At 63.0% G+C, this 16884-nt stretch carries 20 protein-coding genes; 6 read left to right on the plus strand and 14 right to left on the minus strand.

Going from position 1 to position 16884, the window contains the following annotated elements:
* Positions 1-281: 281 nt before the first annotated feature.
* Complete coding sequence (locus VKT51_12540) at positions 282-3863, plus strand: EAL domain-containing protein (protein ID HLJ84993.1); 3582 nt, start codon at positions 282-284, stop codon at positions 3861-3863.
* On the opposite strand, the gene thiE is transcribed toward VKT51_12540, so the two are convergent.
* From thiE to VKT51_12560, 4 genes are read right to left on the minus strand one after another with little or no spacing between them, the layout of a single operon-like run.
* Positions 3846-4526: a thiamine phosphate synthase gene (thiE, locus tag VKT51_12545; GenBank protein ID HLJ84994.1), complete on the minus strand. Its 681-nt coding sequence runs from the start codon at positions 4524-4526 to the stop codon at positions 3846-3848. The genes VKT51_12540 and thiE overlap by 18 nt on opposite strands.
* The gene (gene thiS / locus VKT51_12550; GenBank protein HLJ84995.1) at positions 4495-4704 is read right to left on the minus strand and encodes a sulfur carrier protein ThiS; all 210 of its coding nucleotides are present in this window, start codon (positions 4702-4704) and stop codon (positions 4495-4497) included. Before thiS ends, thiE begins: the two co-directional genes overlap by 32 nt.
* Entirely contained in the window at positions 4701-5831 is a 1131-nt protein-coding gene (gene thiH / locus VKT51_12555) for a 2-iminoacetate synthase ThiH (GenBank protein HLJ84996.1), read from the minus strand. The genes thiS and thiH overlap by 4 nt, the downstream gene beginning before the upstream one ends.
* A 7-nt stretch (positions 5832-5838) precedes the next feature.
* Positions 5839-6621: a thiazole synthase gene (locus VKT51_12560; protein HLJ84997.1), complete on the minus strand. Its 783-nt coding sequence runs from the start codon at positions 6619-6621 to the stop codon at positions 5839-5841.
* A 112-nt stretch (positions 6622-6733) separates the two neighbouring features.
* Here VKT51_12560 and VKT51_12565 point away from each other — a divergent pair, with 112 nt between their 5' ends.
* Positions 6734-7672: a hypothetical protein gene (locus VKT51_12565; GenBank protein ID HLJ84998.1), complete on the plus strand. Its 939-nt coding sequence runs from the start codon at positions 6734-6736 to the stop codon at positions 7670-7672.
* Positions 7673-7749: 77 nt separating this feature from the next.
* Here the strand turns inward: VKT51_12565 and VKT51_12570 are convergent, their stop codons facing one another.
* Together VKT51_12570 and VKT51_12575 are read right to left on the minus strand one after the other, a co-directional pair.
* Positions 7750-8310 (minus strand): hypothetical protein, encoded by a 561-nt coding sequence (locus tag VKT51_12570; protein ID HLJ84999.1) that lies wholly within the window; start codon positions 8308-8310, stop codon positions 7750-7752.
* Positions 8311-8393: 83 nt separating this feature from the next.
* Complete coding sequence (locus tag VKT51_12575; GenBank protein ID HLJ85000.1) at positions 8394-9419, minus strand: NAD(P)/FAD-dependent oxidoreductase; 1026 nt, start codon at positions 9417-9419, stop codon at positions 8394-8396.
* 74 nt (positions 9420-9493) lie between these two features.
* On the opposite strand from VKT51_12575, the gene VKT51_12580 reads away from it, so the two are divergent.
* Positions 9494-9973 (plus strand): TQO small subunit DoxD, encoded by a 480-nt coding sequence (locus tag VKT51_12580; GenBank protein HLJ85001.1) that lies wholly within the window; start codon positions 9494-9496, stop codon positions 9971-9973.
* A 95-nt stretch (positions 9974-10068) separates the two neighbouring features.
* A complete protein-coding gene (locus tag VKT51_12585; protein HLJ85002.1) occupies positions 10069-10971 on the plus strand; it encodes a hypothetical protein in 903 nt (300 codons plus the stop codon).
* Between the two features lie 4 nt (positions 10972-10975).
* Here the strand turns inward: VKT51_12585 and VKT51_12590 are convergent, their stop codons facing one another.
* The 6 genes from VKT51_12590 to VKT51_12615 form a co-directional block, all read right to left on the minus strand.
* On the minus strand, positions 10976-11248 hold the full coding sequence (locus tag VKT51_12590) for a YciI family protein (protein ID HLJ85003.1): 273 nt from the start codon (positions 11246-11248) through the stop codon (positions 10976-10978).
* A gap of 10 nt (positions 11249-11258) precedes the next feature.
* Entirely contained in the window at positions 11259-11837 is a 579-nt protein-coding gene (locus tag VKT51_12595; GenBank protein HLJ85004.1) for a CoA pyrophosphatase, read from the minus strand.
* A 10-nt stretch (positions 11838-11847) separates the two neighbouring features.
* A complete protein-coding gene (locus VKT51_12600) occupies positions 11848-12525 on the minus strand; it encodes an LON peptidase substrate-binding domain-containing protein (GenBank protein ID HLJ85005.1) in 678 nt (225 codons plus the stop codon).
* Between the two features lie 18 nt (positions 12526-12543).
* Positions 12544-12753: a Fe-S cluster assembly protein IscX gene (iscX, locus tag VKT51_12605; protein ID HLJ85006.1), complete on the minus strand. Its 210-nt coding sequence runs from the start codon at positions 12751-12753 to the stop codon at positions 12544-12546.
* 84 nt (positions 12754-12837) lie between these two features.
* Positions 12838-13626, minus strand: a complete 789-nt coding sequence (locus VKT51_12610; GenBank protein ID HLJ85007.1) for an enoyl-ACP reductase — start codon at positions 13624-13626, stop codon at positions 12838-12840.
* The gene (locus VKT51_12615; protein HLJ85008.1) at positions 13623-14228 is read right to left on the minus strand and encodes a superoxide dismutase; all 606 of its coding nucleotides are present in this window, start codon (positions 14226-14228) and stop codon (positions 13623-13625) included. The genes VKT51_12610 and VKT51_12615 overlap by 4 nt, the downstream gene beginning before the upstream one ends.
* A gap of 120 nt (positions 14229-14348) precedes the next feature.
* Here VKT51_12615 and moaD point away from each other — a divergent pair, with 120 nt between their 5' ends.
* Positions 14349-14618: a molybdopterin converting factor subunit 1 gene (moaD, locus tag VKT51_12620; protein HLJ85009.1), complete on the plus strand. Its 270-nt coding sequence runs from the start codon at positions 14349-14351 to the stop codon at positions 14616-14618.
* The gene (locus VKT51_12625; protein HLJ85010.1) at positions 14615-15034 is read left to right on the plus strand and encodes a molybdenum cofactor biosynthesis protein MoaE; all 420 of its coding nucleotides are present in this window, start codon (positions 14615-14617) and stop codon (positions 15032-15034) included. Before moaD ends, VKT51_12625 begins: the two co-directional genes overlap by 4 nt.
* Positions 15035-15038: 4 nt before the next feature.
* Here the strand turns inward: VKT51_12625 and VKT51_12630 are convergent, their stop codons facing one another.
* Both VKT51_12630 and VKT51_12635 read right to left on the minus strand, forming a co-directional pair.
* Positions 15039-15725: a suppressor of fused domain protein gene (locus VKT51_12630; protein ID HLJ85011.1), complete on the minus strand. Its 687-nt coding sequence runs from the start codon at positions 15723-15725 to the stop codon at positions 15039-15041.
* Positions 15646-16857 carry a VIT1/CCC1 transporter family protein gene (locus tag VKT51_12635; GenBank protein HLJ85012.1) on the minus strand — a complete coding sequence of 404 codons (1212 nt, stop codon included), beginning with the start codon at positions 16855-16857 and terminating at the stop codon, positions 15646-15648. The genes VKT51_12630 and VKT51_12635 overlap by 80 nt, the downstream gene beginning before the upstream one ends.
* Positions 16858-16884 lie beyond the last annotated feature (27 nt).

Here is a 16884-nt window from a genome sequence, read left to right on the forward strand (position 1 = left end):
CCCGCACGGTGAAAGTCTGCACCGGATGCATCGCTGACGCCAACGAAGCCGGGTACCGCGTCGCCGAACGCGAGCCCTCAACCCATCCCACTCCGTCGCCCCCGAAATTTCGTCGCGCGAGCTGACCCACAGTATCCCCGAGTGTCCCAGGGGCGACCCGTCTGAGTGCGCCCTGTACTGGTTAGTCGCACGCGAGCCGCCGATACCTAGGGCATGGCGTTTCATGCGCCCGGCGCAAACCATTCGCAAGAAGCCGGCGACTACAGCCACGCGTTCAACACATGAGCGTCGCGCTGCGGGTCCTATTCGTCGTCGACGATGAAGCGCACGAACAGGCGATGCTCGCAGAGCTTTGCAGCGCCGGGTTTTCCGTCGAGCACGATCGCGCAGAGAACGAAGGCAGTGTCCGCCGCGCGCTGACGTCCGCGCGCTGGGATATCCTGCTGTGTGATTCTCGCGTCGGCAATCTGAGCGGGCTCAAGATTCTCTCCGTCATCCGCGACGCGGCGCCTAGCATTCCAGTAGCGATCGTTTCGCGCGTCTCCGGCGAGAACAACACCTCCGAATACCTGCAGGCCGGTGCCTGCGACTTCATCGCACGAGATGAGTTCGCAAAGCTCGCGCCTTGCGTTCGTCGCGAAGTGGCGAGCCTCCGAAGTTCCTCCGGCGGCGACGTCTCGGATGACCGGATCCGGCTGCTGACCGCCGTGATCGAAAACTGGGATGCCGGCGTGATCGTATACGATGCGGTGATCCACGAGGACGGATTCAACCGGATTGTCTACGCGAACGAAGCGGTGCGCCGCTATACCGGATTCAGTCCGGCGGAGCTCGTCGGAAAGAGCCCAGACATCTTCTATCGCGGCGACGAGCATGCTGCCGCGCGTCTGCAGATCCAAGCCGCTGTCCGCGCGGGTCGAGCCTGCCGCGTGGACCTAACGCACGCGGACGCGAATGGCTTACCGATGCAAGTCGAGATGCAGACGTACCCGATCCGCAATGCCGAGGGCATGATCACGAATTGGATGGCGGTGCGCAGCGACGTCACGGCGCACAAACGCGCCGAAGAGGAACGCCGCGCGACTGAGACGCGGTTGCAATTGCTCATGTCGCAGTTGCCTGTCGCGGTGCTCACGTATGATCTATCGATGCGCAACACGTCTGCGACCGGCGCCGAGCTGAGGCTTTTCCGCATCCCGCTCGCCGCCATGACGGGCATGAACCTGCGCGAGCTCATCAGGCCGGACGATCCGTATAGAGACGCCGTGCTCAGCATGCACGAACGGGCGCATGACGGAGAGTCGTCGTCGATCGTCAAAGAAGACGAAAACGGCTCCTTCGAGACGTTCGTCGAGCCGTTCCGAAATGCCGACGGCGTCATCGTGGGTTCCGTCACCGTTCTCGTAGACGTCACCGAACGGGTTCGAGCAGAGACCGCGCTTCGCGCCGAAGAATCGCGCTCGCGCGTCATTCTCGAAGGTTTGCCCGCCATCGTTTGGAGCGTCGACACGGACCTTCGCTGGGGTTACAGCATGGGCGCGGGGCTTAAGCAGCTCGGCCAAACCCCAAGCCAGATGCAAGGCGTGCCGCTTAGCGAGTACTTCCAGACCGACGACCCGGATTTTCCGCCGATCGCCGCCCATCGGCGCGCGCTTGCCGGCGAGACCGTCAACTACGATATCACGTGGGATAACCGCACCAATCGTTGCCATATAGAACCGCTGAGAGACGCGGACGGCAACATCACGGGCGTGATCGGCATCGCGTTAGACGTGACGGAAGAGATCGCAGCGAAGGAATCGGTCCGCGCCGCCGAGAGCAGAGTCGAAATGCTGGTCCGGCAGCTGCCTGCACTTATGGTCACGATCGATCCCGACATGCACGTGACCTGGAGCGCCGGTGCCGCGCTTTCGGCGCTCGGGCTGCAGCCCGCGCAGGTCGACGGCATGAACCTCAACGGCTTCGCCGCGGACGATCACCCCGGCCGAATCGTCTACCGCGCCGTGCGGGCCGCGCTCGCCGGCGAATCCGCCGCGTTCGATTACGCGTGGAGCGGCCGCCGCTTCAACGCTCGCGTCGAACCGATGCGCGATTCGTCCGGGAACATCTCGGGCGCGCTCGGTGTCGCCGTGGATATCACCGAACAGCATCGGGTCGAAGAAGCGCTGCGCAAGAGCGAGCTGTCGCTGGCCGCCGCTCAAGAAGTCGCGCATCTCGGCAATTGGGAACGCGATTTGATCACGCGCGAGACGATATGGTCGGATGAGTGCAGCCGCATATTCGGTTTGGCCCCGGGTCAGGAAAAGCTGGAGTCTGACTGGTTCTACCGATTCGATCATCCGGACGATGCGGAGACGGTACGCCGCAAAGTCGCTGAAGCCACGTCCACCCACACGTCATACAATATCGATCACCGCATCATCCGCCGCGACGGCGCGGTTCGCTGGGTGCACGAACAGGGCGAATTCGTCGTCGACGCAAGCGGCGTGCCGGTGAAGATGATCGGGACGGTCCTTGACATCACGGACCGCAAGCAAGCCGAAGACCGGCTCGCCTATCTCGCGCACCACGATGCGCTCACCGATCTCCCGAACCGTCTCATGCTCGACGACCGCCTCTCCCAAACGATTGCGCACGCCGAGCGGAATGGGCGGATCGCGAGCGTGCTGTTCCTCGACCTCGACCGGTTCAAGAACATCAACGACACGTTGGGGCATGCCGCGGGAGATAAACTGCTGCGCAACGTCGCGGAGCGTCTGCAGGCGTGTTTACGGACGGGCGACACCGTCGCGCGGTCGGGCGGCGATGAGTTCATCATCGTCCTCGCTGACGTCGCGCACCTCGACGACATCGGAATCGTCGCGGGCCGGATCGTCGAATCGTTCGCCAAACCGTTCTCGATCGACGGTCGCGAGCTGTTTGTCAGCGCGAGCGTCGGCATAAGCGTCTTCCCGTTCGATGGCCGCGCCGTCGACGATCTGCTGCGTTGTGCGGACACGGCGATGTACCAGGCGAAGGACATGGGGCGCAACAACTTCCATTTCTTCACCGCGAACATGCACGCGAACGCAGTCGCGCGGCTCGCGCTCGAGGGCGATCTTCGGCATGCGGCAGAGCGCGGCGAGCTCATCTTGCATTTCCAACCTGTGCTTGACTTACCGACCGGACAGATCGTCGGGGCCGAAGCGCTTCTCCGATGGAAGCATCCCAAGCGCGGGCTGATCGAGCCCGCGGACTTCGTGCCTCTTGCGGAAGAGACCGGCCTGATCGTGCCGATCGGCGAGTGGGTGCTCCGCACCGCGTGCGGTCAGGCGCGCCGCTGGCGCGATCACGGCCACGACGGCGTCAGAGTGATGGTGAACATCTCGCCGCGGCAGTTCCAGGACCGTAAGCTCGGCGCCGTGATCGATCGCGCGCTCTCCGACGCGGCCCTGCCGGCCGACCATTTGGAGCTCGAGATAACGGAGTCCGTCATCATGCGTGACACGGACGAAACGATTCGCGCGCTCAAAGATCTCAAGGCCAAAGGAATCCGGCTCTCGGTCGACGATTTCGGTACCGGCTACAGCTCCCTTGGCTACCTCAAGTTGTTTCCGGTCGACGCGCTGAAGATCGATCGGTCATTCGTGCGCGACATCTCGGTCGACGAATTCGACGAGGCCATCGCATCATCCATCATCGGCCTCGCGCGCAGTTTGCGGCTGCGCGTGATCGCCGAAGGGGTCGAGACGGGCACGCAGCTCGCGTTTCTGCGCCGCGCCGGCTGCGACGAGATGCAAGGGCATCTGTTCAGCAAAGCCGTGCCGGCGCAAGAATTCGAAGCGCTTCTCTTCGAAGACCGGCGCCTAGATATCGCCGGCTAGCGAGAGCGCGCGCAGCATCGCCTGCGCCGCACTGCGCGGTTGTTCCGACTGAGCGATCCAACGCAACACCGAGACCGACTTCGCGCCCGCGCCGATGACGTCGGCAACAGTTGATGGGTCGATCCCGCCTATCGCGAAAAACGGTTTCGCAGCATGCGCGCCGGCGTAGCTGACGAGGTCGAGCCCCGCTGCGGCACGACCGGGTTTCGTGGGCGTCTCCCAGACGGGCCCGACGCCGAGGTAGTCGACGGACGACGCAAGCGCAGCATCCACCTGCGCCCGCGAGTGCGTGGATAGTCCGATGATCGCATCGCTTCCCACGATCCGTCTCGCATCGGCAGCGGGCAGGTCGTCTTGACCGAGATGGACGCCGTCGGCATGCGCCAGCAGGGCGATGTCGGGCCGATCGTTTACGATGAACGGCACGCCGAGCCGGCGGCACGTCGATGCGCAGCGGCGCGCGACGTCGAGCAATGTCAGATCATCCAGCGATTTCTCGCGCAGCTGAACCATGTCCACGCCGCCGCCGACCGCCTCCTCGAGAAATTTCTCTATCGGCCGAACCGTGGGCGCCGCGTCCGTTATGAGATAGAGCCGGACCGAGGCCAGGCGATCGGATGGCGGCAAGCGGTCAACCGCCGCCGACCATGTGCGCGATCTCAACGGCATCGCCGGCTTCGAGCTCTGTCGTGGTGAACTGTTCGCGCAGAAGCGGTTCACCGTTGAACTCGACGACGACGGCGTTTGCGACGAGACCCAATTGTTTGACGAGCTCGGCGATGGTGGACCCGCGCTGGACAGAGGTCGACCTCCCATTGACGATCACGGCGACGGCGCTCACGCTCGCGATACCGCGGCGGGTTCGGTCATGGTCTCCCAATCTTTGAACACGGGATCGTATCCCGCGGCTCGCAGGGCGCGCGCAACCTCTTCCGGCGCTCGCAAATCTTCCAAATCGAACTGGCCGCCCGCATCGCCGGGATGTTCGTAGCCGCCTGGTTCCGTGCTCGAGCCGGCGCTCATATGCGTCACGCCAAGAGTCGCAAGCCGATCTCGCAGTTTCGCCGGCTCGCGCGTCGAAAGAAAGATGCCGGCGGTCGGGAACGCCAACCGGAAAACGCAGACCAGCTGAGCGAGGGCCGCGTCGTCGACCGGGTGATTCGGAACGTATCCGCCTTCGGCCGGATTGATGCGCGGAAAGGAGAGGTTGATCTGCGAACGCCAGCAATGGCGTTCGAGAAAGCGCGCGTGCGCGAAGAGCGCAAGCGCGTCGAAACGCCAGTCCGCCAATCCGAGAAGCGCACCGATCCCGAGATTGCGCATTCCGGCCTTGCCGGCGCGCTCGAGCGCATCCATACGCCAGGCATATCGTTTCTTTGGACCGCCTAAGTGGTGGGCTGCGTACACGGTCTCATCGTACGTCTCTTGATACAAGACGACTCCGTCGCAGCCGGCGTCGGCGTATGCCCGATAATCCGGTTCCTCGGCAGCGGCGATCTCGAGCGCGACATATGGAATCCTGGCTTTGACCTCGCGGATGCATGCGGCGACGTAGTCTGCGCTCACGCGCTTCGGATGTTCCGCAGAGACGAGAAGGACGTTGCGAATTCCTCGCCGCGCAAGCAGCTCGGATTCCGTCGCGACCTCGGTGAGCCGCAGCGTCTTGCGGCGGATGTCCAGACCTTGGGAGAAACCGCAGTACGTGCACGTGCAGACGCATTCGTTGCTGAGGTAGAGCGGCGCGAACAGCTGCATGGTTCTGCCGAATCGCTCGATCGTGATCTGCCGCGCGCGTGCGGCGACGTCTGCGAACGCTTCGAGGCCTGCCGGCGATAGAAGCGCCGCCATCGAGTCGAGCGTCACCGGCGAAGTCGCGAGGCTCGCGCGTATTGCGTCCGAGTCGGCAGATTCAGCACGCGCAAGCGCGGAGCGTATCGCCCCGCTTTGGAACGATTCGGAAAAAGTCATCGGACGGTCAGCGGGCCGTGGATGCGAGGAGCCCGCTCAGCGGACTAGACGCGCGAGCGTGTGTGCGCTCCGGCGCGCGACCCGCCAAGTACGCAAGACGTCCGGCGCTGACGCCTTGGGCAAATGCGCGGGCCATGGCCGGCGGATCTCCCGCTGTCGCGATCGCCGTGTTGACGAGGACAGCATCGGCTCCCATCTCCATCGCTGCGGCCGCGTGAGACGGAACGCCGAGGCCCGCGTCGACGATGATCGGCACCGTTGCCTGCTCGATGATGATCTGAATCGCGTCACGCATGCGCAGCCCCCGACCCGAGCCGATCGGTGCGGCGAGCGGCATCACCGCGGCTGCGCCAACCTCTTCGAGGCGCTTCGCGAGCACCGGGTCCGCATGGATGTAGGGCAGCACGGTAAAGCCGTCTTCCACCAGCTGCTCGCACGCGCGCAGTGTCTCGATCGGATCCGGCATCAGATAGCGCGGATCGGGGATGACTTCGACTTTGATCCACGCCGGCAAACCGGCGGTCCGGGCGAGGCGCGCCAGACGTATGGCTTCCTCGGCCGTCGCGGCACCCGAGGTGTTCGGCAGGATCAGCACTTTCGACCGGTCGATGAAATCGGTGATCGGATTTGTCGGCGTGGAAAGATCGACGCGGCGAAGCGCGACGGTCGCCATCTCGGCTCCCGACGCTTCGATGGATTCGGCCATGACCTCGGCGCTGGCGAATTTACCCGTGCCGACGATGAGGCGCGACTCGAACGCCCGTCCGCCGATTTGAAGCTGATCGGTCAATACGTTGACTCCGGAAGTTGGGTAGGTGTTCGACTCTTTTCTGCGACTGTGAGTCCGAGTCCCCGCGGGCCTTGACGCAGGAGATACCTACCTTCTCAATCGTAAAGGTTGGTTGGAAGTCGCTGCTGACCTTTGCTGCGGCTTCGTCGCGCTGCTGGAGGAACACGGCATGGCTATTCGGCCATTTGATCCTGTACAAGAGATCACATCGTCGTTCGGTCCCTTGTCTCGCAACCCGATGCTGTTGCTGCCGAACATCGTCGCCGGCTTGATACCCGCGATCCTCATCTTGGTCTTTGGCGGTTTTGCGCTGATCGGGGCGTTCATGTCGCCTTCGACGCTGATGAATCCCGGCTCAATGAGCGGATTCTTTACACCGACGCTCTTCATCGGGTTCGGTTTGGCGGTGCTCGTCGGAATCGTATTGTCGCTCCTCGCTACCGGTGCGACATACGGCGGAGCCGCTGACGTGATCCAGGGTCGGTCAGTCGATGTGCCTTCGCTTATGGCAAATGGAACGAAATACGCCGGAAGTATTTTCGTGTTTGGGTTGATCCTCGCGGTAGTCGGAGCCTTAGCCGAATTGGTCGTCATCCTGCTAGGGGTGATTTCTCACGGCATCCTCGGCGTTCTCGGTGGAATCGTGCTCTTCTTCGCTGCCATCTATGTCGGCTTCTTGCTCATCTATGGGTTTGCGGCACTCGTGGTCGGCGGAAGGGGCCCCGTGGACGCGATGCAGGAGTCGGCCGCATTGGCGCGCGCAAACGTCGGCCCGACGCTCATGGTGGTCCTCGCGGCGATCGTGCTCTTCATCATCACGGCGATCGTGAATGCGATCCTCGGCTTTATCCCGTTTCTGGGCTTTCTCATCGGCATCGCCATTCAGGGCGCGTGCGCGGCCTTTATCGCTCTTATCTCGGTCAGATTCTACATGCTGCTCTCTGGCCGCGTGTCGCCAACCGTAGCGGCCTCGCCGAGCATGCCGTCGCCCCCGATGGCGCCGCCGCCGCCGCCATCTCCGCCGATGGCACCGCCTCCCCCAACCCCATAGGAATACCGGCAGGCCGTAAAGGCCCGCCCTACATTTGCCGGCGGGCCGTAAAGGCCCGCCCTACATTTAAGATGCCATCACTTGAACACAGAATCCGGGATCGCGACGTTGAGTTTGTATGTGCCGTACGTCGATATCACGTGCGCCTTGTAATTCGGCAGATCGAAATCTGCGGTCTGAGTCCGAGGCAGCAAGAAGCTCTCGACTTGGGCGTTTACCTGGTGCACGTCGATCGAACCGCCGTTCTTATAGGTGAAGCGCTCGCGCGTGATGCCGAACGTCGAAGGATCGACGTCCACGAGCACCTTTGCGACGTTGCCTGAGACCTTGGGAATCAGCTGCAGTTCGTTCGGCGATTCCAGCGTCACGTCGTAGGTCTGCTCCCACGTCGCTGGAGTGCCGAGCGTTCCGGCGAGATGCTTAAACGCATCCGCGACGATCGGCACCGTGTTGAAATCCACCGCGCTCTTGTCGGGCTGACGGAAATAGGCGGTGCCGTCGAGCGCCGTGTGCATCTCCAAAAAAGAATGGAGGTCAACGTCGAAATGGACCGGCACTTCGTACGAGGTGAGCGCCGCGTTCGGCGCTGCCATTTGCGTGAGCAGTTGGCTGGCAACGGTTATGGCCAATAGGATCAAATGCATATTTCATCAACGGAATCGCGCAGCGTCGGGTTCCATAAACGGACTATAAAGGTCGGCGCAGCGTAAAGGTCCGCCCATCAGCGGACGTCTGAAAGGGTGGCCGTGATGGGAAGCGTCAGGTTGCTTGAATGGATGGGGTGGATCTTGTCGGATGGGTTGATGTAATGCATCGCTTGGTTGACCGCTATCGCGGCTTCGGACGTGCCGCATGCGATCAGCTTTAGTTTTCCGGCATGGCTCACGACATCGCCCGCCGCGTAGATGCCTTTCACGCTCGTCTCCTGCGTGGCGGTGTCCACGATGATGCCGTTGCCTTCCACGGCGATGCCCCACTCCTTGAGGGTGCCCAGGTCAGAGACGAAACCAAGCGCGCATAAGATCGAGTCGCATTCGTGCCGGTACGTCTCCTTCGTCTTCTTGTTGACCACGGTGACCGCTTCGACGGAGCCGTCGCCGTGCACGGCTTCGATCTCAAAATCGGGTTGGCGGATCAACGCTTTCGACGCACGCAAACGGTCGACCGTGGCCGCGTGCGCGCGGAATGCCGAACGGTGGACCACAGTTACACTCGCCGAGCGCGGCTCGAGCGCGAGCGCGTAATCCACTGCGGAATCACCGCCTCCGACGATCACCACGTTCTTGCCGGCGAATTCGTCGAACGATCGCGCATAGTAATAGAGACCGCGTCCTTCGAATCCGGCGGCGCTCGGTGCCGCGAGCTTGCGCGGGGAGAACGCGCCGATACCGGTCGTCAAAACCACCGCCTTTGTGAAATGACGGCTTTTGTCGGTCGTGATGGTGAGGATATCGTTCTCGCCGCGCTCGATGTTCAGCACCCGTTCTTCGAGGCACTTCGCGTGCGGCCACTGGAACGCTTGATCGACGCAGCCCTTCACGAGATCCTGTGCGATGATCGCCGGAAAACCCGGCATGTCGTAGATGTATTTCTCGGGATACAAAGCGTAGAGCTGGCCGCCAAGTTCGGGCAGCACGTCGATGACCTTCGCCCTCGCGCCGCGCATGCCGGCATAGAAGAGCGCGAAGAGCCCGCTCGGTCCGCCGCCGATTACCGTGATGTCGAAAACGTCCATGCTACCGTGCATTGGACGCCGGCCTCTCGTTTCTTCCCGTGGCGCGCAACAGGTGGCGATGCGGCGCCGGACGTATGGCTAGCGCTATGGCTGATTTCAAGAACTGCGGCGCATGGCTCGCCGTTTTTCGCATTCTGACCGGCGGGATCTGGCTGGACCACGCATACGGAAAGCTCACCGACCCGCAGTGGGCCGCACCGAACGGCACGTGTTTTCAGATTCTCACGGGGATGTCCAACGGCACGTCCGGGATCTATCACGATTTCGTCACTGGAGTCGCGCTGCCGAACATCGGTCTGTTCGCAAATCTCGTCATGTGGGGCGAGACGCTTGTCGGCATATCGCTCGTTCTCGGATTCCTTTCGCGGCTCGGCGGCCTCGCCGGATTCCTGCTCGTGCTGCAATATTTCGCGGCGAAAGGCGCCTATGCACATATCGATGCGTACGCCGGATTGGAGACGACGACCGCGATTCTGACGGTGATCAATCTCGTTCTTCCGACGGGCACCGTCTTTGGAATTGACGCGCTGTTCGGTCGCCGAAAAGGGGGCCGCGGCCCCGGCTGAGAGGGACCGGCGGGCACTGATAAGGCTAGGGCAGGCGAATCGGCTCGCCGAAGCCACGGTGCCGGAACCGCGGACATTGCTGTCGGAGGATTTCCATGCTGACCAAGGTCACTCGCCCGTCACTCGACGATCTCGGCCTGTCGCCCGGTAAACGCGCGCGTCTGCACCGCATGATGTACGAATATGGCCCCGCCAACGGCACGCTGCTGCTGTTGCCGATCGATCAAGGCCTCGAACACGGCCCGGTCGATTTCTTCGACAACCCGGACAGCATCGATCCCGACTTCCAGTACGATCTCGCTCTCGACGGCAACTATTCGGGCATCGCGCTGCACTACGGCCTGGCCAATAAGTATTTCGCCAAATATGCCGGCAAGATTCCGCTCGTGCTCAAGATCAATGGGAAGACCAACATCCCAAGCGACGACGATCCGTTCTCGCCGCTGACCGCGACGGTTGAAGACGCGGTTCGCCTCGGTGCTGATGCGGTCGGCTACACGCTCTACGTCGGGTCGCCGTCGCAAGGCGAGGACATCGCGCAATTGACGGACGTTCGCGACGAATGCGACCGCTACGGCATGCCGCTCATCGTGTGGGCGTACCCGCGGGGCGCCGCGATCAAAACGAAAGGCGGTCAGGACTCGCTCTACGCCGTGGACTATGCGGCGCGCGTGGCATGCGAACTCGGCGCCGACGTCGTCAAGCTCAACGTGCCGAAGGTCGAACCCAACGACAAACAGCCGAAGCCTTACGGTACCATGGCGATCGGCGAAGAAGAGGCGCTGCGCAAGGTCGTGAGATCGGCCGGCCGCACGCTCGTCCTCATCTCCGGGGGAAGCAAGATCTCGGACGACGATCTCGTGCACAAAGCGCGGCTTGCGATGGAGGCCGGCGTGACCGGCTTGATATTCGGCCGGAATATGTGGCAGCGCAAGCATGACGGCGCGCTCGCGATCACGGGTCGCATCCACGAGATGCTCAAAGGCTACTCCGGCTGACGCATCACCGGTCGCTCGCGTCGAGCGACGAGTTGAACCCGCGCACCGTGAACCGCAACTTGGCGTCGCGGTTGTAAGGATCGTCGCGTATAAAGGCCTTCGCGGCTTCGTCGTCGGCAGCGTGCAGGACGTAGAATCCGCCCTTTCCATCCACGAACGGACCAGATTCGGAGACGCGTCCTTCGGCGCGCGCGGCCGCCAAAAAGGCGCGGTGCGCATCCACGGTTCGTGCCCGAGCTTCCATGTCCGTATAGTCGATGGTGACGAGAAATCGCATTGAGTCCGCGTCAGCCTTTCATGGCGTCAAGCAGCAGTTCGAGCGCGCGCAGCGAGGCCCCCCAGATGCGGCCGCCTTCGACCGGATACGCATCCACCTCGCGTTCTGCACCGCGGATGGTAACCATCTCCTTGAATCGCGACGAACGGAAGTTGTCGTCGAGTTGAAGGATGATCACGCGCGCGACTTCACGTTTATCCGCTTTGAGCTCCGGTACCACGGGCATATATCCTACCACGGGCGTGATGACGAAGTTCGAGCCGCGCGTGCGCACGTCATCGAGCATTCCGAGGATCGCGACGTCGTGCGCGCATATGCCGAGCTCTTCTTCTGCTTCGCGCAGCGCTGCCGCTACCGTATCTGCGTCGCCCGGCTCGATCGATCCGCCTGGGAAGCAGATCTCGCCTTTGTGGTCTGCGACTTGCAGCGTTCGTTCGAACACGACAGTCCGCAACGCTTCGTCGCCGCCGATGAGCAGGATGAGAACAGCCGCGCGCCTTGGCGGATTGCCCCCAGCTTCGATCGCGGCGCTGGGGCGAGCGCGCGCCTGCAGAAGGGCACGCAAGGCGGCTATGCGGTCAGGCAGCACGCGGCCGGGGTCAGTTGCGTGAGAAGCGTACATCGAACGGTGCCGGCACCGCGTGCATCGGATCGGTCCGCCTGCGTTCGTTCACCGTCTCCAGCCGCTCCGTCTCGGCGGCGAGCGTCGCAAGCTCGTCAGACAGACGGACGGTCGCTGAATCGGCTTCTAAGAGCCGCTGTTTGACGGCTGGTTCGACATGCATCGCGTCCGCGATGAGATAGGACGACGCGGCGCTGTCTTGCGGCAGTTCGAGCGAATCGAGCAAAGGGTCGGTCGTTGAAAGCAGCGCGCGCAGGTAGGCTTTGAACTGCTCCTCGACGCGATTGCGCAGATCGACTGCCGCGCCCGCGTCGCCGACCGGTTCCTCCAAGTATTCCACGACGGCCTCGATGTAGGGCTCGCGTTGCAGCAAGCGTTCTACGCGAAAACGGCGCGTGCCGCGCGTGACGATGAACAGCCGGCCGCCTTCGAGGTGTGAAACTTCGCAGATCTCCGCGGCCGTGCCGACGTGGACCGGATCGAGATCGGGACCCGTTTCGCGGCCCGCGCGCTCGAGCACGACGCCGAACGAACCACCTCCGGCGATGCATTCGCCGATCATGGTCTTGTAGCGTTCTTCGAATATGTGGAGGCGGAGGGTTGCGCCCGGCACGAGCACGGTGCTGAGCGGGAACATCGCCAACGCCGAAGGCACGACGGCTCGGCTAATCAGTCAGGCGTTGCGCGCGAACGCGTCTTCCCACGCCTGTGCGATGCGCTCGAGCGTGCCCTCGTCGACCCGTTCGGGGTCGTCTTCGAAATCGTCGAGCTCCGTCACCATGCGCAGCAGTTCGGGCAACTCGATATGACCGGGATCTTCGTCCGGGTGAGCCTGCGCGAGCTCGAAGCCGATGTCGTCGACGTCCTGCCATGTGAGGCCCATGACCCGTACCTCCCTTCGATTTTTTAGCGGACCCGTAAGTTGGGCATCGCTGGCTAGCGGACCTTGTGGAACGGAGCGAAAAAGTTACGTCATTCCCATGATATTATAACCGGCGTCGACGTAGAGCACGTGACCTGTGATCGCGCTCGAAAGGTCGCTCGCGAGGAAGACCGCTGCGTTGCCGACATCGGTCTGCGTGACGTTTCTGCGCAGCGGTGACTTCGCCGCCACTTCGCCGAGGATGTTCGAGAAGCCGCCGACGGCGCGGGCCGACGCGGTTTTGATGGGGCCTGCCGAAATCGCATTCACGCGAACGCCCGATTCGCCTAAGTCGGCGGCGAGGTAGCGTACGCACGCTTCGAGCGCGGCCTTGGCGACGCCCATCACATTGTAGCTCGGAACGGCACGCACCGAGCCGAGGTATGTCATCGCCATCACCGATGCCTGATCTGCGAAGACCGAACGCAGTTCGCGGCACATCGCGACGAGCGAGTACGCACTGACGTCGAGCGCGAGCGCGTACCCATCACGCGATGTGGCGTAGAACTTACCGGTCAGTTCCTCTTTGCGGGCGAACGCGATGCTGTGCAAGAGCGCATCGAGCTTCACGCCGCGTTCCTCGAGGAGCGCGCGGAGCGCGGCGATGCTCGCATCCTGTCCGACGTCGCACGGAGCGACGAGCGCGTTGTCCAGTTCGGCGCCGAGTTTTTCGACCTCGGGCTTCGTTCTTTCGCCCTCATAAGTGAGCACGAGCGATGCGCCGTTGCGCGCAAGCGTTTGAGCGCACGCGTATGCGATGCTCCAACGGTTTGCCACGCCGGAGACCAGCGCGGTCTTACCCGCCAGGAGGGGCTGAGACGGCGCCTCCGTCACGCTTCGAACCGCTGGCCCACGACGTCCCAGTCCACGACGTTCCACCACGCCGCGAGGTAGTCGGCCCGGCGGTTCTGATGTTTCAGATAGTAGGCGTGTTCCCACACGTCGTTGCCAAGCACGATGTGCGCGCCCTGCGAGAGCGGATTGTCCTGGTTCGGCGTCGTGACGATTTTCAACCCGCGGTCGCTGCCGCGGACGAGCCAGACCCAGCCGCTGCCGAACTGCTTGACGCCGGCTTCGTTGAATTGCTTCTTGAACGATTCTACGTCGCCAAATGCTTTGGTGATCGCGTCGGCGATCGCGCCTTTGGGCGCTCCGCCGCCGCCCGGCTTCATCAGTTTCCAAAACATCGAATGGTTCACGTGTCCGCCGCCGTTGTTGCGGACCGCAGTGCGGATATCTTCCGGGATGCTGTCCAGCGATTTCAGCAGATTCTCTGCCGAACGGCCTGCGAGGTCCGGATGTTTTTCGAGCGCCGCGTTCAGGTTGGTGACGTAAGCGCCGTGATGCTTGTCGTGGTGGATGGTCATCGTCTCTTTGTCGATGTGCGGTTCCAGCGCGTCGTAAGCATAGGGCAGCGGCGGCAGTTCAAATGGCATTTCTTCTCTCCATATCCGGTTTTGTTCGTGCCTATCGGTTTTGCAAAGGCATCTGGGTTTGGCCGCCGACCGCTCGGTGTCCTAGCCGGACAAGCGATACGGGACTCTTCCCACGTATCGTTGTACCCATCATTCGCAATGCCGCTGCACATCATCGTTCGACTTTTCGCTTCGCACCGAGAAGCCGCGGGCACCGGATCGGTAGAGGTTCGGCTCGAACAAGGAGCGACCGCGGCCGACGCGTTCGCGCGCGCCCGCGATGTCCACCCCGAGCTGCCCGCAGATACGAATAATGTCGCCTTTGCGGTCAACCGCGAGTTCGCGAGACCCGACACGCAGCTCGCCGAGGGTGATGAGGTTGCTGTCCTGCCGCCGGTCGCCGGCGGATGAGCGCTCGCATCCTGATTTCGTCTGCCGTCCTCGACGAGCAGTCCGCGGTGAACGCGCTATCGCACGATGGCGCCGGGGCCACCGTGACGTTCGTCGGCCGCGTTCGCGGCGATTCGCGCGGAAGATCCGTCGAAAAGCTCGAGTACGACGCGTATCCCGAAATGGCGGAAATCGTATTCGAGCGCATCGCGCGGGAGATTCGCGCGAAGTTCGATATCGTGGACATCGCGATCCATCACCGCGTCGGCGCGCTCGCGGTCGGTGAGATCAGTGTGGTCATCGCGGTCTCGGCCGCGCATCGTCCGGCGGCATTTGACGCATGCCGCGACGCGATCGACACCTTGAAGCGCATCGCGCCGATCTGGAAAAAAGAATTCGCAGCTGACGGTGCGACCTGGGTCGAAGACCGGCCATGAACGGTCACACGACCGGCCGGCGGTGAAGATCCGCCAAATCCACGCCCTTGACGAACAGCAAGCGCTGTAGGGCTTCCGCACCGGCGCGCTCCCGCAGATCCGCCTCGCTTGGAAAAAGCGGCACGACCCACAGGAAGCGCACGTGAAGCGCATCGGCGCGCATATATTCGAAAGCATCGCCTTCAAAAACGGCGGGGACGACCGCAAGCGCCTTCATGCCGAGCGTGTCGGGAACTTCCTGGCCCAGTCTCACGATCGACCATTCATCCAATCGTGTGCCGTTGCCGCAAGCGTGGGTCGCGCACACCGCGGTCAAGTCGAAGAGAACCTCGCACGGTTCGCGCGTCACAGCGAAAAACTGTTCGGCGTGCGCGTGCCCGTCGACGATAAGCGTCGCCATGCCCGGATGCGCGTGAATGCTTGCGTATGTGAACACTTCGCGCGATTCGTTCGGCGGATGGCGATTGACGTTCGCCCAGCATGCTGCGCCGGGGAAGAAGCGATGGGCCGAGTCGTCGGGTGGGCCAAAACGGCGCGCGTAGTGATCGACGATGAGCGCTGCGATCCGCTCGGAGTCGAAGAGCTGCCCGCTTGCGATCTCTTCTGATTCCTTAGCCGGCCGGTACGGTGAAGCCGAGCAAATTCGGGATGAGCGTGCCGATCGCGTATCCGAGAAGTGCGGCGCTCGCACCGATCGCGAACGCTTCTACACCGGAACGCCATGGATTGGTCGCTGCCGCGTGTGCCTTTACGACGCCGATACCGAAGAGCGCGGCAGCTGCCGCGAGTATCGACGCGGTGAGCGCCGCCATACCGTGCATGAACGTGTACGGCACGATCGGCACGGCCGCGCCGACCAGGAACGAAGGCGCCATCACCATCGCGTCCTTTAGCGCGTCACCGGACGAATCCAAATGTAGACCAAGCTCTTCGTGCGCCATGACCGCGAGCATCTTCTTCGGGTCTTTAGCGACTTCCAATGCCGCGTCGCGCGCTCGGGTCGCGCTCATGCCCTGCTGTTTGTAAATCTCGACAAGCTCGGCAAGCTCTTCGGCGGGGTGCTCTCGGATCTCGCGCCGCTCTGCGTCGAGTTCAGAGACCGCCACGTCATGCTCCGCCTTCGACGATAGGTAGGAACCAGCCGTCATCGCTACCATGCCCGCGAATGCGGACGCGACGCCCGCCAACAAGATCACGCTGTTGTTCTGCGCCGCGCCGAAAAACGACGAGACGACGCCGACGGTCGTCAAGATGCCGTCTTGCGCGCCGAAGACAAGCTCGCGAATCCGCGACCGCGCCGCAATGCGTTCGCGCTCGCCGCTGATCTCGGCCGGACCGTGCGCCCCCTGCGTCGGCGCCGGCCGAGAGACGATTTTCTGTGCGATTGCGGCGGCGCTCGGTGAATCGTGCGCCGCGGGAGCTTCCTGTCTGCCGGTCTGCAGCGCGCTCAAGGCGTCCGAGAAGAGGCGGACGTGATGCTCCTCGCGTGCGAGCGCGAGTTGGAACACACGCACTGCGTCTGGTCGATCGTCGGCCTCTGCCTCGCGGATATAACGCGGGTACGTCTCGCGGCTTTCGACCGCTTCTTCTTCGACGACTCTGTGAAGATTCTCGGAACTGGACTTCACCGCGCCGAGGGCCGCGAGAGCCGCCATCGCGTGCACGACCTCAGAACCCGCGGCCTCCATGAACACTTCTGCGACTTCAGGATGGCCTTCGCGCATCGCTTGCATCGCGTACGCTTCGTAGAGGCGGTGGGCCTTCGACTCGTCGACGAACGCCATCCACAGGTTGAGCTCTGTCTTGCTGACGGATGTCTTCATGCGCGCGACTCATTCTTGAGTTCGGTC

This window comes from Candidatus Eremiobacteraceae bacterium (assembly GCA_035295225.1).
Lineage (GTDB): Bacteria > Vulcanimicrobiota > Vulcanimicrobiia > Eremiobacterales > Eremiobacteraceae > JABCYQ01.